At 42.1% G+C, this 22654-nt stretch carries 15 protein-coding genes; 5 read left to right on the top strand and 10 right to left on the bottom strand.

Features of this window, described 5'->3' with window-relative positions:
• Positions 1–543 precede the first annotated feature (543 nt).
• The 3 genes from AC2YHV_RS16255 to AC2YHV_RS16245 form a co-directional block, all read right to left on the bottom strand.
• Complete coding sequence (locus AC2YHV_RS16255) at positions 544–4875, bottom strand: endonuclease (protein ID WP_487373611.1); 4332 nt, start codon at positions 4873–4875, stop codon at positions 544–546.
• A gap of 56 nt (positions 4876–4931) precedes the next feature.
• The gene (locus AC2YHV_RS16250) at positions 4932–7742 is read right to left on the bottom strand and encodes a bifunctional metallophosphatase/5'-nucleotidase (protein WP_487373610.1); all 2811 of its coding nucleotides are present in this window, start codon (positions 7740–7742) and stop codon (positions 4932–4934) included.
• Positions 7743–9323: 1581 nt separating this feature from the next.
• Positions 9324–9878, bottom strand: coding sequence for a helix-turn-helix domain-containing protein (locus AC2YHV_RS16245; RefSeq protein ID WP_063596024.1), 555 nt, complete (start codon positions 9876–9878; stop codon positions 9324–9326).
• A 103-nt stretch (positions 9879–9981) separates the two neighbouring features.
• On the opposite strand from AC2YHV_RS16245, the gene AC2YHV_RS16240 reads away from it, so the two are divergent.
• Positions 9982–10566, top strand: coding sequence for a LysE family transporter (locus AC2YHV_RS16240; RefSeq protein WP_487373609.1), 585 nt, complete (start codon positions 9982–9984; stop codon positions 10564–10566).
• 225 nt (positions 10567–10791) lie between these two features.
• On the opposite strand, the gene AC2YHV_RS16235 is transcribed toward AC2YHV_RS16240, so the two are convergent.
• Together AC2YHV_RS16235 and AC2YHV_RS16230 are read right to left on the bottom strand one after the other, a co-directional pair.
• A complete protein-coding gene (locus AC2YHV_RS16235) occupies positions 10792–11577 on the bottom strand; it encodes a PhzF family phenazine biosynthesis protein (RefSeq protein WP_487373608.1) in 786 nt (261 codons plus the stop codon).
• Positions 11578–11877: 300 nt separating this feature from the next.
• A complete protein-coding gene (locus AC2YHV_RS16230; protein WP_487373607.1) occupies positions 11878–13290 on the bottom strand; it encodes a glycoside hydrolase family 18 protein in 1413 nt (470 codons plus the stop codon).
• Between the two features lie 639 nt (positions 13291–13929).
• Between AC2YHV_RS16230 and AC2YHV_RS16225 the strand changes: the two genes are divergently transcribed.
• From AC2YHV_RS16225 to AC2YHV_RS16215, 3 genes are all read left to right on the top strand, one after another.
• A complete protein-coding gene (locus AC2YHV_RS16225) occupies positions 13930–14307 on the top strand; it encodes a hypothetical protein (RefSeq protein WP_487373606.1) in 378 nt (125 codons plus the stop codon).
• A gap of 1151 nt (positions 14308–15458) precedes the next feature.
• Positions 15459–16208 carry a sulfite exporter TauE/SafE family protein gene (locus tag AC2YHV_RS16220; RefSeq protein ID WP_487373605.1) on the top strand — a complete coding sequence of 250 codons (750 nt, stop codon included), beginning with the start codon at positions 15459–15461 and terminating at the stop codon, positions 16206–16208.
• A gap of 7 nt (positions 16209–16215) precedes the next feature.
• On the top strand, positions 16216–16419 hold the full coding sequence (locus AC2YHV_RS16215; RefSeq protein ID WP_487373604.1) for a hypothetical protein: 204 nt from the start codon (positions 16216–16218) through the stop codon (positions 16417–16419).
• A gap of 131 nt (positions 16420–16550) precedes the next feature.
• On the opposite strand, the gene AC2YHV_RS16210 is transcribed toward AC2YHV_RS16215, so the two are convergent.
• On the bottom strand, positions 16551–17249 hold the full coding sequence (locus tag AC2YHV_RS16210) for a GntR family transcriptional regulator (RefSeq protein WP_057279099.1): 699 nt from the start codon (positions 17247–17249) through the stop codon (positions 16551–16553).
• A 731-nt stretch (positions 17250–17980) separates the two neighbouring features.
• Here AC2YHV_RS16210 and AC2YHV_RS16205 point away from each other — a divergent pair.
• Positions 17981–18250, top strand: a complete 270-nt coding sequence (locus AC2YHV_RS16205; RefSeq protein WP_328097307.1) for a hypothetical protein — start codon at positions 17981–17983, stop codon at positions 18248–18250.
• Between the two features lie 235 nt (positions 18251–18485).
• Here AC2YHV_RS16205 and AC2YHV_RS16200 read toward each other — a convergent pair whose 3' ends face one another.
• The 4 genes from AC2YHV_RS16200 to AC2YHV_RS16185 form a co-directional block, all read right to left on the bottom strand.
• Positions 18486–19952 (bottom strand): aminoacyl-histidine dipeptidase, encoded by a 1467-nt coding sequence (locus tag AC2YHV_RS16200; RefSeq protein ID WP_487373603.1) that lies wholly within the window; start codon positions 19950–19952, stop codon positions 18486–18488.
• Positions 19953–19990: 38 nt separating this feature from the next.
• Positions 19991–20599, bottom strand: a complete 609-nt coding sequence (locus AC2YHV_RS16195; protein ID WP_187050157.1) for a VanZ family protein — start codon at positions 20597–20599, stop codon at positions 19991–19993.
• A gap of 226 nt (positions 20600–20825) precedes the next feature.
• A complete protein-coding gene (locus AC2YHV_RS16190; protein WP_487373602.1) occupies positions 20826–21842 on the bottom strand; it encodes an ABC transporter permease in 1017 nt (338 codons plus the stop codon).
• Positions 21839–22564, bottom strand: a complete 726-nt coding sequence (locus tag AC2YHV_RS16185) for an ABC transporter ATP-binding protein (protein ID WP_487373601.1) — start codon at positions 22562–22564, stop codon at positions 21839–21841. The genes AC2YHV_RS16190 and AC2YHV_RS16185 overlap by 4 nt, the downstream gene beginning before the upstream one ends.
• Between the last annotated feature and the right edge of the window lie 90 nt (positions 22565–22654).

Raw genomic sequence — 22654 nt, 5'->3', positions numbered from 1 at the left:
AATGAAGATCAAAAAGCGGCATTATTACTATATTAAAATATTTTTATCATTTCTGCAATGAAAACCCTTTCATTGCATATCCCATATTAACATATATTACATAACATACCTACCAATATTTTTTTATTATTTAACTCAGAAATAATATTTGATTTTTCAGTATTTTAAGATAATTAACCTTTATCCTTTAAATTTGAAGAAAACAAAAAAAAGCAGCCTGGCGGCCACTTTTAATAAGGATGTTCCTAAACCAGCTGACCCAAAGCAATTCCTTCAACCGATCAGTACGGTTTGCATCTAATTTTATAACTAAGCTGACCGTAGCGGGTGTTCGTGACTCCTGCGGGAAAACGTGTCCAGGGGAGACCCCGCAGGCGCAAAGGCGCCGAGGAGGCTTCCCGGACCGCCCGCGGAAAGCGAGTGCCTGGAGTGGAAATCAACGTTCAAATTGTACAAGCCATAAAAATAGACAAACTCGATTTCATCGAGTTTGTCTACAGTCTGAAAGCAGCCATCAGGCTGCTTTTCCCTTCGATCTCCGATTTAACTCGCCTTTTTTTCATCTCTGGATCCAGCGGCACCCCAAATTTCGGATGCCCATTCAGGATGATCGATGAATGGATTGCGGTTATTTTGCCAGTCCTGAATGACATCGTTGCGATGGCTCTCGAAATCGTCGACTGGATCGAGCTCATTCCATTTCAAGAGTGTCGATAGCTTTCCATGAAGCGGCTTCGGATACGTATTGACCGTATCTGATAATTCAAGATCCAACTCGCCGTTTCCTTCATATCGGACGGCCATGTAAAATAGCATCCGTGCTATATCGCCTTTAACATGGTCTGGCGGCTCCCATGAATCTGAATCAAACTTACATTCACATCCACTATATGTTTGACCCCCCTCGTCGAAATCAAGGTGGCCCCGTTTTCCATTGACTGTCACATCAGCGGGACGGAGGTGATGAAGGTCTGTCCCGGGACCTTTGCTTGTCCCAAAATCACCGTGGGACTTTGCCCAAACATGTTCGCGGTTCCATTGTCCGGCATTGCCCCCATTCGCGTTCTCCGAGATCGATTTTCCAGAGTAAAGCAAGATGACATTCTGTTTGTTCACCGGATCTTCATCCGTTTCTTTAAGGGCATTCCACACTTGATCATAAGATAACATCGTATGGCCCTTAATTATCGAGTGCAGAACCGCTTTCAATTCCGTTCCCGTTTTTCCTGCCGCCGTTTCGTAATAAGCTTCAAGCGGCTTATCATTCGATACGGTCAACGTGAAACGGGCAACCGTTTCCGATAGCTGGTCCTCGGCCTTGACTGCGACAAGGTATGTTCCAGCTTCATCTGCAGGAAGCATTAATGTCTGGCCGGTGACTGTACCGATAGTGGATGAAAAGGTCAGCTTATCCCCATCAGGATCTGAGAAGTGCTCACTTAAATCGATGGCGACCTTTGAACCGGCTTTCACTTCGAGATTTTCCAGTGTTTTCGTTAAGACGGGCGCATGATTTTCTTTAGGGGCGAAAGGGGAAGCAATTGCTTCCCCTTTCGAATCGACAAATTTGATATTCGATGTGTCGACACCTTCTGTTACCGACCATTTCTGAACATTTTCAGCGCCTCTGATTTCTTTTACATGGGCATTATCAATGATGACTTCCTTCACCGCCATGCCGCCAAAATCAATGATTGCACCATCCTTATCCGGTTTAATCGTCACAGCAGCATTCTTCAGCCCAAGGCCTTTGAGTACAGTATATGAACCTTTTAACCAGATACCTTCTTCGATGCTGGATGTTTCGTCAATATCGATCAAAGCACTAGGTGAAGCAATCGTAAGTTTTTTTGTTATAATCTTTGTCAGATTATATGTTTTTTCTGGAGCGGGAGTTTCAACTCCGCCTGATTCAGATAAAATGGTTGAAATCAGTACTGGGTCATGATCACTAGCCCGTCCGTGAACTTCCATGAAGGATGAATTAATATGGACAATATCGACTTTTGTGGCCGCGGCCATATTATTCGATACCAGGATATGGTCCAGTACTTGTGAGTTGCCTTGGTATGTGTAAGAATAACGTTTTTCAAAAGGGACTTTCTCAATCATATTGGTTAAATCCTTGCCCTTCAATGTTTTAAGCGGAGCCGAAAATTCAAAATCATTAAAGTCTCCAAGCAGGACGATATTCGCTTCGGCATCCTGTGACTTGATATCACTGACAAACCGATTGACGATCGAGGCAATTTGAAGCCTTTGCGTTTCACTTGAAAGGACAGGTGGCTGGTTTTTGCCGAACAACGGCTGGTCACCGCCCTTGGAATTGAAATGATTGGCCACCACCACTACGCTTTCGCCTTTAAATTCGAATTGAGCCGCTAAAGGCTTTCTGCTTGATTTGAAGGCGGGATCGGCAGGCTCGATTCGTCCAGGGTTCAAGGTGAGTTTCCCATCTTTGAAAGCCACGGACTGTGTTGCCGTCCCTTTCGTTCCTTCAGTCAATTTGACACGGTCGACATTATATAAAAAGCCTACACGGATATTCCCGCCAGGTGCACCGCCATCAAGTTTATCTTCCGGAGCGATATCGATGTATTGATATTGCGGTCCGCCCAGCTCTTTTATTTTGTCGGTTAACTTCTTGGCACTTTGGGCAGAATCCGTTGTCCCGCTGTCTGTTGCCCCATCGTTATCCTGCATTTCCGTTACCCCGATGATATCGGGTTGTTTCAGATTGGCAATGATGGATGTTGCGATCGTTTCAACTTTCGAATTAGCGGTTTGAGTGGAGAAATTCTCTATATTATAGGAAGCGATCGATAGCTCATCAGCATCCTTCTCTAAAGATGTCACCTCCCTGACCGCACCGCCATCCTTTAACTCAGGCAGCTGGGCTTTATCCGTCACTACCCTATAGTTGCTATATCCATAGCTGATTACACCGGTAACCGGGCTTTCAAAGAAATCACCCGTTTTGGCTGCAAATGATTCATCATTTATATCCAGGGTAATTCTTTCAGGGTTGAAATCCATTTCCGTTATTTTGACGCCTCCAACTGCAGTCGTCGTTTCCATATTCCCTGGGATCACGACCAATTCACCATAGTCTTGGGGAGCAACCACTTTCGGGTTATATACTTCTACAAGCATTCCTTCCAGACTCTCGTAGAAATCAATGCCGTCTTCACCCGGATTAAAATCTGTCAATCTATCATCATCGATGTTCTCAGACGGCGGAATGACATCCTTTCCGATGACGACCGGTTCTGGCATCGATGCAGTGCCAAGCCTTTCAATCGTCGTATTGGTCAATTCAGTTGTTGGCAGATCCGTCGTTTTCATTTCAGCGTATCCTTCGATATACCATTCGGAAACTTTACCTGCCACTTTGACATGATCGCCCGCTTTTAGGCCATGCGCTTTGTTATACACAAGTATTCCCTCGGAAGTCGTTAAGTCCTTATCCGGGTTGGGATCTTGCATGTAAAAGTTATTCGCATCTTTTACATAAGTGACGACACCTTCCACACCTGAGACGAGTTGAGTTTCATAAGATGAAAAATGATTCATCCCCTGAATGTCACGAATCTTCACTTCAGTGGTTTTGTTAACGGTATAGGCAAATGTGAAAACTTCCGATGTCTTGTCGTTGACAGCGATTGCCTTGATGACCGTATCTTTCGTTAAAATGATAGGTTCTGTGTACACAGCACTTGAAGACGTTGGTGCGGATCCATCCAGCGTATAATGGATTTTCGCTTCTTCCCAACCAGATTCAAGTGATACCTTTGTATTTTCACTAACCGTACCAGGGAAAATATCCGTGTAAACGGCCGGTTTGTTCACCAGTTCATAATCTTCAATACCACGCGGCTTCAACTGGTACGTGTCATTGAACCTCGATCCGATTCCGGTTACGGAAATGACATCCCCTGCTTTAAAGCTTTTCACGAAATCTTCATAGCTCGAACCGGTCCGGTTATCATGGCGAACGATGACGGATTTCCCTTCAATATCTTCCGCTTTGAATTCGAATGTTCCGTATGTGCCCGATGGGGCCAATTCTGTAATGGTCGCCTTATCGATGGTGACCAGCTCACCTTGTGTATCCTCATTGACCCCTGAGGCATCAATCGTTTGGATTTCAGGAAGTTCATTATCAGAAGATACGACTTCAAGGGAAGTTGGTTGGATTTGTAATTCCTTATTATAAGCGGATACTTGTCCGATTAATCTAACCTTATCCCCTTGCTTTACTTCCGCAGGCCACGAAGAACCATAAACATATAGCCCTGCCGTTTCATCTTGGATATAAAAACCTTTTCCTCCCCAATAACCAAGTCCCGTCGTGACCACCCCATCGACCTGCACGACATCTTCCGTATTCGTGCGCGCCTCGGCAATGGAATCCAGAACCTTCACATCAGGCTGTTCAGGTGTTGTTCCCCCATCAGTGATGATCGTGAAATCCGTTGCGGATTTCAGGCCGGGTACTGAAAAGTACTTTTCCAGCTTCCCCGTAATCGTCACCTGCGCTTTAAGTAATTCCGGATGTTCGACCAAATTCAAAGCCGCTCGGATACTTCCCGCTGGAAGCTGAACAGGCATGATTTTCTTAACATCCGTTTCATCCGGACTATCGGCAATGCCTATGTTCGTACTTTCAGTAAAAGGCGATGTTTGTTGATAGCTTGTACCGCTTTTAGCTGTACCGACGATATATCCCTTCACCGTCGCCGTTCCGCTGTTATTATTAATCGCTTCCACGACCGATATTGTCCCTTCGGCATTTGCTGCGGCTGCATTTGGCAGAACCGTTGACAGTACGATCAGTATGGCAAAGAAAAGCTTGCTTATCCCGTTCTTCTTCAAGATCTCAACCCCTCCAACTTTTTTCCATAGGCTCAGCAATCATTTGAAAACCGCGCTTAAAGAATGGTTTCGCCATTCACCGTGACACCGCTCAGGCTTACGGTCTTACCGTTAAGTCCCGATAAATCCAAATCACCCTCTACTGTAACCTCTGAAAAAGTAAAATCATCCGCAGGAGTTCCCGTTAATGTAAGATTCCCTTTAACCACTGCATGTTCCAATGAAGCAATATCCGCGATATCCACAACTACATTGCCTTCATATGTTTTTGGAGCATCAGCCGTTCCGCCAAAGTCTTTAGCCAATACCACGGTCGGATCTGTATGGCTTCCCGCCACATCCTTGATGCGTCCTTCGATGCTTGGATCGACAGTTTTCAGCCCGCTTACATAATCACGTAAATTCTCCCAATCAGCGAGTCCGATATCCGTCACTCTTCCTTCTTCATAAGCCTTCTTGAAAACGGTGAATCCATCTCCGCCCTTGGCTGTAAAAGCATTGGTCGCCACGACATATTCCTTCGCTGGATCCAATTCGGAATATGTTCCATCTTGTCCAAGGACTTCTGCCTTTGTCACACGATTGCCTGCTTCCTTCGAGCTGTCGTAGGTGAATTTCATTCCGGAAACATGCAGGAATCCGCCATTTTCCTTAGGGGCAAGGCTTACACTATGCTCTAATGCTTCATTGATTTCTGCACCCGTAAGCTTCATCGTCGCTAACGTATTCCCAAACGGCAAAACGGTGAGGATTTCCCCTAAAGTGATTTCACCTTGATCGATGCCAGCGCGGATTCCCCCGCCATTTTGGAATGCGATTGCCGTATCCTTATTAAATTCCTTCGCTTTACTAAGCATTCCATCCGTAATTAAATTACCCAGTTCCGTTTCATTTTTGCGGACGCTCGGCTTGGTTGCATCCCCTGCATCACGCGGTGTTTCCAAGGCCTTCACAGCTGTTGCACCTGTCTTCGTTTCCTTCAGTTCCTTAATCTTAGAGGAATAGGTTTCGAGCACTTTTGCCGCTTCGGCATCATCCTGTTTTTCAGAAAGCTTAATCAGCTGACCGGCTTGTCCGACAATCTTGCCTTGCTTATCGAATTCCACATCAATCGTTCCTAAATAGTCGCTATATTGATACCCTTGGACGATGACAGTCGGCTCTTTCGTTTTGCCTTTATCATCTTTGTCGACAACAACGGGGGCGTCCAACTGCGTATGGCTATGTCCGCCCACGATCACATCGATGCCCTTGACCTTGGCAGCTAATGTCAAATCATTGTCATAGGCTGCATTGTCATCGTAACCGATATGGGATACGGCAACGATCTTATTGACCCCCATGCCTTTGAAGGCCTTGACCGCCTTTTCGGCTTCTTCAAGATAATTTTCGAATTCTATACTTCCTGGGCTTGAAATATCTTTCGTCTCTTCAGTTGTAAGCCCGAAGAACCCTACCTTTTGGCCATCCACTTGTTTTATGATGCCATTGTATATCTTCCCTTGCTCCGGCTTACTTGAAATCAGGTCCGAGAATAGTCCCTTGAACTTATCATCTTTGGAGAAGTCCACATTGGAACTGACAAACGGGAACTTTGCCCCTTTGATGAAGTCAGCCAAAGCTTGATGACCTTCGGCGCTGGAACCCAAATCAAACTCATGATTCCCGAATGTCATGACGTCATATTTCATTAAATTCATGAAGCGAAGATCCGCTTGCCCTTTGAATTCATTAAAATAGAGAGTTCCCGAGAATACATCACCTGCATCAACTAAAAGAGCTTGCGGCTTATTCTTACGCACTTCCTTAACAGCCGTCACCCTTTTGGCCACATTATCCAAGTGGGCATGCGTGTCATTCGTATGCATCAAGGAAAGCGTGATCGCTTTCGCAGGATTTTTCAAAGCTTCTTCAGCGGCAGCGACTTTCTTATCCGCCAATGCCATTTTCGAAAGGAATTCCTTTCGGTCCGACTCCTTGATTCCATTTAAATGAATCGCCGCTTTCGCTTTTTTAGCCGCGTTTATCTGTTCTTTCGTTTTAAGTTCCCCATTGGCAAGAGCTACATAGGCATTGACCCGCTTTGCCACTTCTTTTTTCTTTTCTGCATATACCGCCTCATCATACTTACCTTTCACTTCTTTAACATAGGCGTGTATGCCTTTTCCGAGCTTGGATGTTTTGCTGACCTTCTTCAATTGCGAAGAAACGGTTTGCATGCGCTTATCCGCGGTCTTCAAATCACCTTTCTTCACCCAGTAAGCAGCTTTTTCATAGTAGTATGGAACTTTCAGGTCACCGTCCAAAGCTGTTTTGGTCGCTTTAGTGAATTTATCGTATAGGAGCTTTTCGATTTTCGCACCGTAAACCGTATCTTTAATATCCTTATCTGCCTTTTTCACGGCTTTATCCAGTGCTTCGTATTGATTCCTGATATCAATGGATTTCTTGGCAAGTATTGAATTCGTAAGGTTGCCAATCGATTTGCCATGTGCAGCTTTTGCTTTCTCAGCCGCTTTATATCCTTTTACATAACCTTCCGAACGAGTGATGTACTTATCATAAGCTTCGATTTCTTTGTATTTGGCATCTTTTTCTTTTTTGCTTAACATTGATTTTTTAATGGTAGAGTTGATGTCTTTTTTTGCTTGTTTTGCAGACTTGATTTGTTTTTCAATAGTGGACACTGAAGCGAGTTTAGAAGTGTAGAAATAGGTATCGAATGGTTTTTTGATGGCGGCCTTGGCCGTTTTGATTTTACTATTCAGGCTAGTGGCAGCATCCGATGGTGCCGGTGCTACTGCTACGATCGTTGTCGCAGCCATTATGGTAGCTGAAGCAATTTTTACGATTTTCTTTTTCCCCATTATCGTAATCCCCCCATTAGTTCTATACTGGCATAACATTCTGCTAACTTATCCATATAATTGACACGCTTTTCCAAAAACTGAATTCCGACAAATTTACTTACCCATACACAAATCCACCCTACTTTTTTCCTCTAAAGATTCGTGTATCTCCTATATTACAACAAAATAATCCAATTTTAAAACAAATTTACAATAACACACCGAATATTAACAGAATATTTTCATTATAGTCACCCTAAAATACCTAGTAACAGATAGATGATATATCAAAAAAATGATTCACTAGTAAAATAGCATCAGTTTCAGTCGGTATCGCCCTTGGTCTTTATACCTAAATTAACCAAAAATAAAAAAGAGAGAGAGTTAGCTCTCTCTCAGACTGTACATAAATTCGGAGAAAAGCGAGTTTGCCTGCGGTTTTTTCAAAGAACATTCCAGCTGATTTCAGAAATCCGCTCCCTTTCCGCCGACTGGCTGCCAATCCATATCAAAGCAAGCGTCTCCGGGGTCTCGGATAGCCAGTTATTCCGCACGAGTGTCGCAAATTTCTTCCATCCAATGAGGGGTACTGAAAAAAAACATTAAGGATACTAGTTTACTTATAAAATCCTGGTTCGGGATGATACTATTCCGAACCTCTAATAGTAGACAAATTCTAAGAAGGCCAGTTTGCTTACAGTTTTTTCAAGGAACATTCCAGTTGATTTCAGAAATCCGCTCCCTTTCCGCCGACTGGCTGCCAAGCCTCCTCGACTCAGGCGTCTCCGGGGTCTCGGCTAGCCAGTATTTCGGCAGGAGTGTCGCAGATTTCTTCCATCCAATGAGGATTATAGTAAAAAAACATTAAGGATATTCTAGTCTTCTTTTAAATTCATGGTTCGGGGCGAGAGCAATTCAAAACTCCTTTTGCCGGAAAATTGGCGGAACCGCCAGACTGTAGAAGAATTGGAGAAGAAGATCCAGTTTTCCTAAAATATTTCTAAAAAGAGAAGTTTCCAGTTGATTGGAACGTAAGGTGCGAGACTCCTGCGGGAAAAGCGTGGCCAATGGAGACCCCGCAGGCGAGCGCCGAGGAGGCTCCCGGACCGCCCGCGGAAAGCGAGTGCCTGGAGTGTAAATCATTACACATACCCCCTTTCGGAAATCCACTCCCTTTCCGCCGACTTTTTGCCAATCCATATCAAAGCAAGCGTCTCCGAGGTCTCGGCTAGCCAGTTATTCGGCAGGAGTGTCGCAAATTTCTTCCATCAATGTGGGTTATAGGAAATTGGCGTATTGCGAGAATCAAGAGACGCCTTGCTGCAGGATGGACGAATCCTCCAAGGGTTTCTTACAGAGGATAAGTAGGTACATTTCTATATTAGTAGGGGAAGGTTAAATATAGTTTATAGACATTGTAAAATATTGTACTTCAAGTAATTGGGCTTGAAGAAGACTAAATAAAAAAAGCCAATTCTGTAAGAAAACCAGAAAATCGGCTTCGGCTTGAAGCAGTATCCCCAACAGGCAGACCATACCAACAGTCAATCCATAGGGGATTTGCTAAGATATATTAACAGAACTACATTACTCCCTTTTTTAAGTTGGATAATATAAGATCATGCTTAATCGAGTTATTGTATCCCCTGAATTATGGTAGGCATGCGGTCTGTCAGCCTTGAACCTGATAGAATCACCATTCCTTATTGTAAATTCTTCGTTATTTACACGTACAGTCACTTCTCCTTCAAAAACAGTTATGTACTCTTCTGTTCCTTCCCTATGCGAATCGGAACTTAGGAATCCACCTTTTTCTATCTCGACTGAATATACTTCAAAGCGCTTCTCATCCTCAAAGGGAAAGTGGGGATAAACTCGATATTTGCCGTTATCTTCAGATAATGATTGAATTTCACTTTTTAAAACAATTTTTGTATCCGGCTGCGGACTATTTATCAGTGAAGAAAATGAAATCTTTAATCCATTGGCTATTTTCCAAATCGTTGTAATCGTAGGGCTCGATCCTCCCCTTTCTATTTGTCCGATCATCGTTTTGCTTACTCCAGTCAATTCTGCAACCTTTTCAAGACTTAATTTCTTACTTTCCCTGATGGCTTTTAAATTGTTAGCAATAATAAAATTTATTTCTTCCATATAAATGCTCCTTATTTACAATATAACGTCGGCATTGTACAATAAAAAGGAAATCGTTATAGTGTCATTTTTGGTCATTATAGCATACAAAGGGGAGTCAACCATGCCATTACTATCTTTTTTGCTATTTGTTTTTGTTACAAGTTTCACTCCGGGTCCAAATAACATCATGGCCATGTTATTTGCGAACAACTACGGGTTAAAAAAGACGATTAAATTTTGTTTTGGAGTAGGTGCCGGTTTTTTTGTAATCATGTTATTGTGCAGTTATTTTAATGTTATGCTTGAAAATTTCATACCAAAGATTGAATTTATCATGACGATCCTTGGTGCAATTTACATGCTGTATTTGGCCATAAAAATCATTTCCAGTTCAAATAAAGCGAAGGACGATAATGATGACAAGAACAACAGTTTTATATCAGGCATGCTTTTACAATTCATAAATCCAAAAGGAATCTTATATGGCATCACGGCAATATCGACCTTCATCCTACCTTATCACTCTTCAAATTTCAGTTTACTATTCTTTTCATTATTTCTGGCTTTCGTTGGTTTTATGAGTACGTTCTGCTGGAGTATGTTCGGTTCTGTTTTTCAAACGTTTTTATCAAAGTATAGAAGTCAGTTTAATGTAATCATGGCTTTGTTATTAGTGTATAGTGCCATTTCGATTCTTACACACTAAAAAAAGGTAAAGGGCACAAACCTTCATTAAGAAGGATTGCTGATTTGTAAATTTCGAACGTTCATTTCCCTCCAGGCACTCGCTTTCCGCGGGCGGTCCGCCCCCGGCGCCTTTGTGCCTGTGGGAACCCCCTTGGAAGCGCCTTTCCCGCAGGAGTCTCGAAAACCAGCTCCAATCAACTCTTTTAAAAATTCAGATGGAACCCACTCAAATCTTCCCCCTGTATTAAAGGGTTAAGTTCCCTTCGAATATTGTGACGGCATGTCCGGAAAGTTTAACTGTGTTTTTCGTTACTTCAACCTTTAGCAGTCCGCCTCTTTCCGATGCCTGATAGGCTATAAAAATACTTTTGTCCAGCTTTCTTTTCCAATATGGGCCCAGACAGCAATGGGCCGAGCCCGTTACTTGATCTTCGTCAAGGCCTTGGGCAGGGGAAAAGAAACGTGAAACGAAATCATATTCACTGTTATCGGATTGACTCGTCACGATGACGCCCCTAACCGGCAATTGGGCAATGGAGTCTATATCCGGCTTTAAATTCCTTACGACTTCCTCTGATTGAACTTCGACTAGAAGATCCCATTTGTTTTGCCCAACATACGCAGGCACAACTCCTAAAGCTTTTATCAGTAAATCAGGGGCAGTGGTCTCCTTCTCCCTTAATGACGGAAATTCCAACTGAACCATCCCATCAACGAATTTTGCAGTGAGAAGCCCGCTTTTCGTCTGATAGGCAATCGGCTGATTCCTTGGCACGTATCCTTTATCCCATAAAAAGAAAGAGCTTGCCAGCGTCCCATGTCCACAAATCGGGATTTCAATGAAAGGTGTGAACCACCGCAGCTTCCATTCCCCATTATGAGGTTGAATAAAAGCGGTAACAGGCATATTAATCTCTTTAGCTATTCGCTGCATCCACTCGCTGTCACTTTCCCCGGTAAGAAGGCAGACTGCAGCAGGGTTTCCTTTAAAAGGTTGATCTGTAAACGTATTAATGATGGTTAATTCCATTAAATGTTCCTCCGGTAAGTAATATTCTAGTCTCCTAATTCCACAATGAGGGGCCCTTTTCCTTTTTTGAATGACCATGCCCTTGTTTTTAAAGAGTTCTCATTAAAATGAAAAGGACCACGATATGGCGTCCTCGATTAAGTCCCTTTATCTACTCAGGTTCCAGACGATTTTAAATGTTGTCATAAAAAACCGGTAATTCTTGTAGTGCATTTCGAAATCACTAAAATAGACAGCTTTATAAAAAAGCTGCCCATCACTTTATCAATTATGTGATCTACCTTGCCGTAACAAAACACCCTACAGTTTCCGTACAATGAATGTATCCCCAAGCAGTTCCCAATTCTGGGGGAACGGATAACCAAGTACCCAATAACTGAGACCCCTTGACCTGTAAGTCTTCACCAGATCGAATTTGGCTTTGGCACTGCGTGCGTCCTCAAACCAAACTTCATGTGTGCGTCCCTGATCATCTTTGTACCTATAATAAGGGGATTGGGCTGTCTCGTCATATTTTATTTCTGCATTATATTGGACGGCTCGCCTGATGGCTTCCTGCATGTCGAAAGTCTCTGCTTCCTGTCCCTCTTCATGAGGAATAAGCCAGTCCCTGGCATAAATTTGAAATCCTATGAAGATTTTATTTGTTGGTATCACCGTTACGGCATAATCAAGGACACGCTTTATTTCATTAATGGGAGAGATTGCCTGCGGCGGCCCCTTTCGGTAACCCCATTCATATGTCATCAGCACCACGAAGTCGAGCAGCCGTCCGTGAACTGGATAATCATGTGCCTCAACTAATGTCCCCTTTTGATTGGCGCTAGTTTTTGGGGCAAGGGAGGATGACACAAAGTAACCCTCTGGATGCAATCGTTCCACTGCTCTTTGGAGAAAGCGATTATAGAGATCACGGTCCTCTGGTCTTACACTTTCAAAATCGATATTCAATCCACGGTATCCTTTATCTTTCATCGTTTTTATGACGTTGGTTAATAATGTTTCCACTAAACTTAAATCGGAAAGTATCGTATGGGCAAGCTGAGTTCCCGCTTCCGTCGCGGAAAAATTCGTTATGCACATCATGGGTATGACGCCAGTCGACTGTGCCGCCCGGATCGTCGGGATGTCATCTATGATTTCTAAGCTGCCATCTTGCCTCATTCTATAACCAAATGGACTTACGTAGGTCAAATCATGGGCTACTTCACGTACCTGTTCCGCACCGGCTTGCCCGTAAACGTTTGTAAAACCATTTACTTCAATGATGGGTTTTGGTTTCTGGGGAATCCTCATTATCCGTCCGATATGGATATTGGACGGATCTGTAATCCTGTTCATCTGCATAATGGCCTGAACTGTCGTTCCATAACGTCTCGCTATATCATAAAGGGTATCTCGTTCCCTTACGGTATGATAAATAACCGGGATGGTTAGTCTCTGCCCTGGATAGATAGCGGAAGGATTTGTGATGCGATTCGATTGCATGATTTCCTGTACCGTAATTCCAAACTGATTTGCGATATTATTTAGAGTATCCCCTTGCTGAACCCTGTACTGAAGATAAGGTTCAGGAATCAAAAGAGCTAGGCCAATCACCAGCTTATCTGGATTTTCAAGGCCATTGATCCGAACAATCCGGTTGATACTGACACCATACTGCTGGGAAATTCCCCACAAAGAATCCCCCCTATTCACCACATGGATTTTCACATGCACAGCCCCGCTTTCCTTTAAAATATTCCTTTCATTTTATTCCCTGGATAGCCCTAATATGTTTTTTGTGTTCATAAGCCTGTAAAGGATATAGGGAAAAAAATAATAATGGCAGCTATCAATTCCAGGGAATGTATAGAGGGCTTGTCCATGGATTCTAAATGAGACTACAGGCATGATAATACGATTTTTAGAAGGGATTTTGAAGCCGAAGTAATCCAGAAGAGAATTATTATTCAGAAGGAAAGGATTCATTTAAGTTTCAAAGCTTATGAGAATGAAAGAATTTCAGCATTGGCCTATTCCATGGATTGCAGTGTTAGTTTAGCAGCAACTATGCTGCTGATTGCTGGTATTAGAAATCGAGACGTCTCTACAAAATGGTGGATTCAGAGGTAATTCGTTTACTTGATCCGGGAAGTCTTAAAAGTTTAAAGATGATTCAGAAATACATTTCAAAACTGAATGACGAGCACATTTTCACTTTTTCTCTAATTCCATATGTTGGGCATGAAGTAGTGGAAACTTCAAAAACGCTTCATGAAAAAGTGAATCTTTGGATAGATGATAATATAAAAAATATTGATTAGAATTATATGGAGAATAATAAGTCAAAACGGGTGAGGAGGAATGAGCATGAAAATGTTTAAAATGAGTGCTGTGACATTGGTCGCTGCGTTGTTGTTCCCTTCTTCTACATTTGCAAGTGGCTGGGATTACTTAGGAGAACAATCCCTTTTTTCTAATGGTGCTGAAAGTGATCAGTTTCCCTCTACTGGTGGTGATTATAAGATTTGTCGGGATTCTTACGTGGGTCCAGCTGGTAAGTTAAAAGTTGAATTATGGGAGTATGATCCTGACAGTTATAATGATTATGTAGGGGTAAGATATTTAGATCGAGGCCAATGTGGTATTTTCCGGGGTATTGGTAACTTTGTTGATGGAGGAAATGAAGCAGAATTTTTTGCGAAATCAAGGACTAACAGTGATATGCATTTAATCTTTTATGATTAATTCACTAACTGAATGAAAAAAAGACCTGAGATTGATTCGTAAATGCTAAAGGATATTCTGTTAAAATGAGTGCGTAAACACCTTAAATATGACTGCTAATATATATAGGGTTTTTTAGGCTGATGTATTTCCACTTCAGCCTTTTCTTATGCAGGAAAATAACTACTTGATTTATCTAAATGGAAAGTGTCATAACTTAAAGGTTTTGGCAGAAGAAAGAGCATAAGGAAGAACTGTCCCCAACTAAGTTGTTGAAAAAGGCAAAGCCTAGTGTTTTTGTGGGTACATGAAAACTCCCCTAATAAAACCATTACTGTCCCTTTCATGTCCCCCTATTTTATTAATTTTACATTTTCATTGTTTTTTTCGATGAAACTTAGCGATATTGTACGCAGTTACACCAAAATAAACCACTTGTAGCCAAGGGGTTTATAGTCTTTCACTTTTATGGTTTATGTATGATTGTTTTGGTTATCAGATTAAACTTTAAATTGAATAAAAGCTTATAATTCCAATTATCATAGAGATTATTAGAATTGATACTACACCAATAAGTATTTTCTTCCAAGTTTTCATATAATCACCTACTATATGTAAAATTTATTTTTTTACAGAAGTTTTTATACTACCTGAGAATACCAAGCTATCCTACTCCAACTTTATAATAAAAAGTTACCTCTCCGTAATATTTTTTATTATTGATATAACCACCATAATAAGTTAAATCTGTAGCGATGGTTGGATTATAATGATAGACTACTTCTCCTTTAGTTGAAAGGGCTGATGTAGCACCACTAGAAGTATAATTATATTTTCCTGTGATTTTATATTTTGTAATAGGGACTCCTAAAACTCCTAAAGTTCCAGTATGACTAATTGTTTTAGTTTTAGTTGATGCGAAAGTAGAAATTAATGGAGTTTCATCTGAATTAACACCTCAAGATATACCCCCGCTTTCCCAGCCTCATTTTGGACTCATAGACAACAAAAACAAAGGGTGTGTACCTCTCCATTAAATGGTTAATCAAACGCTTTAAAAAGAGTGTAAGGGGTCTTAAATAACCCGTTTTTAAGTGCGGTTACCTCGGTCTAAAACTGGATTGGCATGGTATAATTATAGAAGGGTTATTGTGCTTTTAGGAGGTGAACGAATGACGATCAGCAGCATCATATTGGTGGTGGCGGCAGTCTTTATCGGCGCCTTGATGCGGACGATGTTCGGGTTCGGTGAAGCGATTGTCAGCATGCCTCTGCTTTCCTTACTTCACATTCCGCTTAATACTTCGGTTTCCCTGATTGGATTGGCTGGTCTTACCGTCGCTTCACTAACCGTCGTTAGCGGATGGCGGCATATCGAACGCTCGGTATTAATCAGGCTGGCGGCTTCAACGGTGATCGGCATACCAGCCGGCTTGGCTTTGCTCCATTACGCACCTTCTATGATCATTACTTCTGCACTGGGTGTTTTTTTGATTGCATATGGGGGATATTCTCTTCTAAAGCAAAGACTTTTTCAGGCTGTGGATAAACCATTACTTAACTCGAAGGGCTGGGTATGGCCGTTCGGCTTTGCGTCGGGAGCCCTTGGCAGCGCCTATAACTTTAACGGGGTGCCGGTCGTCGTCTATGGAACTTTGCGAAGATGGAATCCAGATCGATTCCGCGGAACATTGCAAGCCCATTTCCTGATATCCGGTATCCTGGTCGTGACAGGTCATGCGCTAGGCGGACTTTGGACAGCCGATTCACTTATTCTTTACGCTTATTCCATTCCAGCTATATTACTTGCGACAGGTCTCGGAATGTTCATGAATAAGCGAATTCCCGCGAAGAAATTCGAAAGCTATTTATTCTTCATCATCATGGCACTAGGTGTACTATTATTGATTCCCCATGAATGATAACCAAATGAAGGAATATACTTCCGGAATCAATTATATGGAAAAAATATATACAGAAAAGGCCCTGCCCCGCTTTATCGATCTGTTTAACCAGGGGAAGGAACAAGGATATGTTGATCCGAACTTATCTAATGAAGCGATTTTATTTTATATAAAAGCAATGAATGAATATATCCAACGGGAAGAGGTTTATCAAAGCATCCTGCCTTGACTGAGGATATTATGAAGATTTTGTTTTATGGGATCGTTGGGGAAAAAGAGAAATGAATGAAGAAAAAACGGTGTGAATCGATATCTCCCATTCACACCGTATAATCTTATTCAAGAATTTCCCTGCACTTTTTAAGTCAATGTTAATAATTTGGCTGAAGTGTAATTATATTTCTCGATTGATAAATCAAAAACGGCTCCCGCTTTTAAAAAGACCGTACTTTCAACGATTAAAGTCGGATCACCTGGCTGCAAGTCCAAAAGCCCAGCATCATCGTCATTAAGTTTTTCACACGAAATGATTTTATCCGCAAACCCGATATTCAACTTCAAATCCTCGACTATATATTCATAAATGGAACCATTTGCGATTTCTTTATTTATGATCGGAATGATATCTTTATTGAAAAATGACTCTTCTATTACAATGGGTTGACCATTTAAGTATCTAACCCTTTTCAGGTTATAGATTTTGGTTTTTACATTGCATTTCATTCGTTTGGCCAATTCCTCATCGGCTTCTATTAATTCTAATTTCAACACTTTACTTTTCATTTCATCATTTGGAAACACTTTGGTTAAGCCACCCATATCCCTCATCGAAATGCAGCCCGGTCTGGTAAATTCCCTAAGGAATATGCCGCTTCCTTGAACTTGATAGATATACCCCTGCTCAACCAATATGTTGATTGCTTTTCTAATGGTGTTCCTGCTGACATCGAACTTCTTCATCAACTCTTCTTCAGTGGGCAACTTAGTATTTAATGTATATTTTCCATCTAATATTTCTTTCTCCATTTGTTCTACGACCATTCTATACTTTACAACCATATTTCCATATACCTTCCTCTATACATAATGATTTAGAACAATAACTTAGAATGAATGATAGGTTTTCTTTACAATAGTTTATTTTATAACGATTGTAAAGAAACCTCTGTTACTTTCAGACTGCTGACAAATCCGAAGAGAAGCCTAAAGTTTTTTCGAGAAAACATTCCAGCTGATTTCAGAAATCCGCTCCCTTTCCGCCGACTGTCTGCCAAGCCTCCTCGGCTAAGAGCCTGTGGGGTCTCGGCTAGACAGTATTTCGGCAGGAGTGTCGCATATTTCTTCCATCCAATGAGGATTACAGGAAAAAAACTTAAAGGATAAACTAGTCTCAAACATAATTCGGTGTGAGATCAGCCTACAGTTTGTTCTAGAAAACATTCCAGCTGATTCCAGAAATTCGCTCCCTTTCCGCCGACTGTCTGCCAAGCCTCCTCGGCTTAAGCGCCTGTGGGGTCTCGGCTAGACAGTATTTCGGCAGGAGTGTCGCATATTTCTTCCATCCAATGAGGATTACAGGAAAAAACTTTAAGGATAAACTAGTCTTAAACTTGGTTCGGAATAGACCAGCCTAAAGTTTTTTCGAGAAAACATTCCAGCTGATTCCAGAAATCCGCTCCCTTTCCGCCGACTGTCTGCCAAGCCTCCTCGGCTAAGCGCCTGTGGGGTCTCGGCTAGACAGTATTTCGGCTGGAGTGTCGCATATTTCTTCCATCCAATGAGGTTTACAGGTGAAAAACTTAAAGGATAAACTAGTCTCAAACATGGTTCGTGATGAGACCGGCCTGCAGTTTTTTCTTTTAAAACACAAAGTTGATTGGATCGTAAGGTACGAGACTCCTGCGGGAAAAGAGTGGCTGGGAGACCCCGCAGGCGCAAGCCGAGGAGGCTCGCGGACCGCCCGCGGAAAGCGAGTGCCTGGAGTGGAAATCAATGAACGCCCCATTTTACAAACCCACAAAAAAAAGACTGTCGGCAAACAAATATTAGCTAGTTTGTAAACAATTAGGGTTCTATCTAAATAAAACAAAGTTGATTGGAGCGGGTGTTCGAGACTCTTGCGGGGAAAGCGTGGCCAAGGGAGACCACGAGGGCAGACCGCCCGCGGAAAGCGTGTTCCCTACGTTCCAATCAACGATCAGCTTTACTAACCATGAAAAAAGAGACATCCAATCGATTAACGATAGGATGTCTCCAAATCTATTGAATTTCAACTGTCCCCAGCCATGCAGTTGTTTATAAATCCTTCATTCTCTTTAATGTGTAAACAAAATATTCCCAGTTGTTTATGGTCGAAGGGATGCTTAAGTGTTCTTCAGGTGTATGTACGGAAAATATATCCGGTCCGATTGAGACAGTATCCAACCCTGGTATCTTATCTATGAATACCCCACACTCGATCCCTGCATGCACAGCGATGATTTCAATATCTTCATGATATTTTTCTTTGTATGTTTCTTCAAATAATTTCTTGAGTTTAGAATCAGGATTATAGGGCCATTCCGGATAATCCGCGTCAACCAATAGCTCGCACCCAAGCATGTCGGCAATTGCCTTTGCTTGCGTGACCATATTATATTTGATGCTTTTGATCGAACTCCTGATTTCACTTTCGAATATCATTTCCGCTTCATTTGTTGTAACGACCCCTAGATTCGTCGAACTTTCCACTAATCCTTCTATTCCCATGCTCATTCCTTGAACGCCATGCGGGATTACCAGTAAGGAGGAAATGGCTTTAGTCAACGTCTCTTTGGAAAAAACATTTGAAGAAACCGTTTCGATCTTTTCAAACCTGATCAATACCTCAGGGTCGGAAGATTGCAGTTCATTTTTAAAAGTATTTTCCCATTGTTGAAGTCTCTCCATTATCTTCTGAACATCTTCTGCATGAATCAGTACAGTCGCCTCTGCTTCACGAGGAATGGCATTCCCTTTCAGCCCCCCGTTTATTTGCTGTATGTAGCAAGGGAAATCTGCCGTTAATTCATGTAATACTCTGCCCAAAAGCTTATTGGAGTTCCCTCTTTCCTTATGGATGGACATACCGGAGTGTCCGCCTTTCAACCCTTTAATCCTGATGTTATAAGATACTGCATCAACAATTGAAGCCGATTCCCATCCGATTGGCAGGACCTGCCGCACGCGTATTCCTCCTGCAGAGCTAACCAGCAGCTTTCCATCTTCCTCCGAATCGATATTGATCATCATTTTTCCCTTGAAGTGAGCCGGATCCACGGCAAGTGCACCGTTCATTGTCGTTTCTTCTTCAGTCGTTATGATTATTTCAAGGGAGGGATGCGGAATATCATTTGCATCCAATAATGCCAAAGCATACGCAACAGCAATTCCATTATCAGCCCCCAATGTTGTATCCGTCGCATACAACATGTCTCCCACAATCCTTAATTGAAGCGAATCTTTCTCAAAATCATGAAGCGTACCCTTGTTCTTTTCGCAAACCATATCCATATGCCCCTGGATAATGATGGTAGGGGCACTTTCATATCCAATTGTGGCAGGCTTTTTGATGATGACATTCAGCACTTCATCCTGGATCACCTCCAGGTCCCTATCCTTAGCAAAGTGAACCAGATAGTCACTGATCGCTTTTTCATTAGCCGATCCTCTCGGGATTTTGGAAATCGCTGCAAAATAATGAAACACCGGATGGCTCGATAATTCTTCTAAAGTGCTATACATGAAAAACATCCTTTCTTTTAAAATATTCTTACTGCCTCTCATCCTTTTACTTTTCCAGAACGGAACACTGCCACCCTCGTGAACAATGGATACAGAACGTACCCTAGATAAACACCAATCATATTCAGGATAAGGTCATCGACATCCAAACTTCCGCGTCGAAAAACGAACTGACAGATTTCGATGCCCGAAATCGAAAGTAATGGATAAAGAAATTTCCTTTTATCGGAGGGCTCTTTCCCTTCTCTGGACAACAAATACAGCCCGAATGGAATGAACAGCCCCACATTGGCGCTAAGGTTATAAAATGACACAAGCCCGTTCATATCGTTCGATAAATATGAAAGAATCGTAGAAAAAGGAACTAAATTATACGAATATACCTGCCCTTCTGGTCGAAAGAACAGTAAAACCAATAATGATAAACTGTAGCCAAACAATACAGCCTGCCACAAAGGGCGCGGAATTCGGACCGTTTCACCTCGAAAAAAAAGTACCGCAAATGAAACGAAAAGAAGTATACAAAACCAGACAACGATGATTACCAAAGGATTCAAATATAATCGGAGCTGAAGGAAAAAAGGCAAACCGCACAAAAACAATGCTTGCGACAGCAAAAGGGAAAGCATGACCGATTTTAGAGACATATAACTCCCCCCTTCTATTTCTTTCCAAACATTGCATATGCTTATATCCTAGGACAACTTTAAGAACCCGTCAACAAACTGCAGTCAGTAGAAAACCGTCGAGGGGGAGGCTTTTTCGAATAAATCAACCGATAGGAAGGATAATTCGGCCTTTTTCCGGTAAAACAAAAAAGCCGGTTCCCCATGTTCGGGAATCCTGCTTTTTTTGTTTAATGATAAGTTCATTTTAAAGTGCACGGTACTTTTTTAAACTAATAATATTGATGGTGATAAATACGGCTGCAAAGGCCAGGAGAATGAGCAGATCCAGTAAGACCTCATTGAAAGTGAAACCTTTGTACATAATGCCATTCATGGCATCCGATGCGTAATAGAGAGGCATGACCTTGCCGATTTTTTGGAGCCAGTCTGACATGCCATCCAATGGGAAAATCCCTGTAAAGAAGACTTGCGGCACGATGACCAGCGGAATGAATTGTACCATTTGGAATTCGGATGTCGCGAAACTCGATAGTAATGTACCAAGGGATAATGCAACGAGCGCGACCAGTATATTCGTCAGTAAAACGAGCCAAATGGAGCCAACAAGGACGATATCCAATACATTGACAGCATATAACACGACAATTATGGTTTGAATTAGAGCAAATAAGCCATATCCGATCACATAGCCCGCTACGATTTCGTATCTTTTAATCGGTGTGGCAAGCAGCCGTTCCAACGTACCACTTGTACGCTCCTTCAAAAGCGCAATCCCCGCTATTAAAAATACAAAGAAGAAAACGAAAAAGCTTACGAGCATCGGACTGAATGTATCAAACCCCTTTGTGTTGGCGTCTCCGTAAACATATTTCTCCTCAATTGAAGGAGTGTTTTTTTCATTCCCTTGCAAACCTTGCATCATTTGCATTTGAACGGCCTTTGCCCGGGTCGGTTCGTCGTTCAAAAGTGTGAGTTTCATTTTCCCATTTTCAACATGAAGCCAGCCATCCGTATCCTTTTCAATCATCTTTTCCTGTGAGAATTCCTCAGAAGCCGTCACTTGAAAATCCGCTTTTTTCAATGCTTTAACGATCGTTTCATCACTGCCTGTAACAACGATTTTCAAATCACTTGCCTCTGTATCGAAAATAAAATACATGAGCGTTAAAATGAGCAATGGAGCCAGGAAAAATAAAGCGAGCGTCCTTCGATCCCGGCGCATCTGCTGGGTAATACGAGTAACAAGAGAGGCAATTCTCATTTTAGGCCGCCTCCAATCCTTAAAAAAACATCATCAAGCGTTTCCGCGGCAAATTGAGTTTTTAAAGCTGCAGGGGTTCCTGCCGCGATGATTTCACCTTCACGCAGCATCGCCAGTTTATCGCATCGTTCCGCTTCATCCATCACATGCGTCGTGATGATGATCGTCTTATCATCTTCATTCCTTAAACGCTCAAGTTCCTCCCAAATCGATTGTTTCAGCAAAGGGTCTATTCCTACTGTCGGTTCATCCAATATGAGAATCTCCGGATTTTGGATGAGTGCAACCGCAAGTGAAAGACGGCGTTTCATTCCCCCTGAATAATGGGCAACCCGAACGTTCAAATCATTCGTCAGCTGTACGATTTCAGCTGCATATTGAATGCGTTCCTTTCGTTCCTTTTTCGAAAAACGGTATAGCTTCGCAAAAAATTCGAGGTTTTCAGCTCCCGTCAATTCTGTATATAAAGCATCGGACTGTGCCATATAGCCGACATCCATTAACAGGGATTCATTTGGCACTTCATGATCCAGAACCGTGACTTTACCCGCATCGGGTTTAATCAATCCGACAATCATTTTAATCAAGGTCGTCTTTCCGCATCCGGATGGACCTAGCAAACCAAAAATTCCGCTTTTTTCAATATCCAGGCTCATTGGCTGAATGACCTTCTTCTGCTGAAAACCCTTAGCAATTCCATCAATGGAAATCGCCTTTTTCATTGCACACACATCCTCCCTCTTTAATTAACACGGTGTTGAGTGTATCATCATTCTAAGGTAGCATTCGGTCTAATACAATCAACACATTTG

It is taken from the genome of Peribacillus sp. SRI_006 (assembly GCF_057586375.1).
The sequence above is the reverse complement of the archived record's forward strand: the minus strand, read 5'-3'. Positions and strand labels throughout refer to the sequence as shown.

Bases quoted from the DNA above. Each gene is read 5' to 3' on its own strand.
- AC2YHV_RS16250 (WP_487373610.1), bottom strand. From the start codon at position 7,742: ATGGGGAAAAAGAAAATCGTAAAAATTGCTTCAGCTACCATAATGGCT.
- AC2YHV_RS16245 (WP_063596024.1), bottom strand. From the start codon at position 9,878: ATGGAAGAAATAAATTTTATTATTGCTAACAATTTAAAAGCCATCAGG.
- AC2YHV_RS16240 (WP_487373609.1), top strand. From the start codon at position 9,982: ATGCCATTACTATCTTTTTTGCTATTTGTTTTTGTTACAAGTTTCACT.
- AC2YHV_RS16235 (WP_487373608.1), bottom strand. From the start codon at position 11,577: ATGGAATTAACCATCATTAATACGTTTACAGATCAACCTTTTAAAGGA.
- AC2YHV_RS16225 (WP_487373606.1), top strand. From the start codon at position 13,930: ATGAAAATGTTTAAAATGAGTGCTGTGACATTGGTCGCTGCGTTGTTG.
- AC2YHV_RS16220 (WP_487373605.1), top strand. From the start codon at position 15,459: ATGACGATCAGCAGCATCATATTGGTGGTGGCGGCAGTCTTTATCGGC.
- AC2YHV_RS16215 (WP_487373604.1), top strand. From the start codon at position 16,216: ATGAAGGAATATACTTCCGGAATCAATTATATGGAAAAAATATATACA.
- AC2YHV_RS16210 (WP_057279099.1), bottom strand. From the start codon at position 17,249: ATGGTTGTAAAGTATAGAATGGTCGTAGAACAAATGGAGAAAGAAATA.
- AC2YHV_RS16200 (WP_487373603.1), bottom strand. From the start codon at position 19,952: ATGTATAGCACTTTAGAAGAATTATCGAGCCATCCGGTGTTTCATTAT.
- AC2YHV_RS16195 (WP_187050157.1), bottom strand. From the start codon at position 20,599: ATGTCTCTAAAATCGGTCATGCTTTCCCTTTTGCTGTCGCAAGCATTG.
- AC2YHV_RS16190 (WP_487373602.1), bottom strand. From the start codon at position 21,842: ATGAGAATTGCCTCTCTTGTTACTCGTATTACCCAGCAGATGCGCCGG.
- AC2YHV_RS16185 (WP_487373601.1), bottom strand. From the start codon at position 22,564: ATGAAAAAGGCGATTTCCATTGATGGAATTGCTAAGGGTTTTCAGCAG.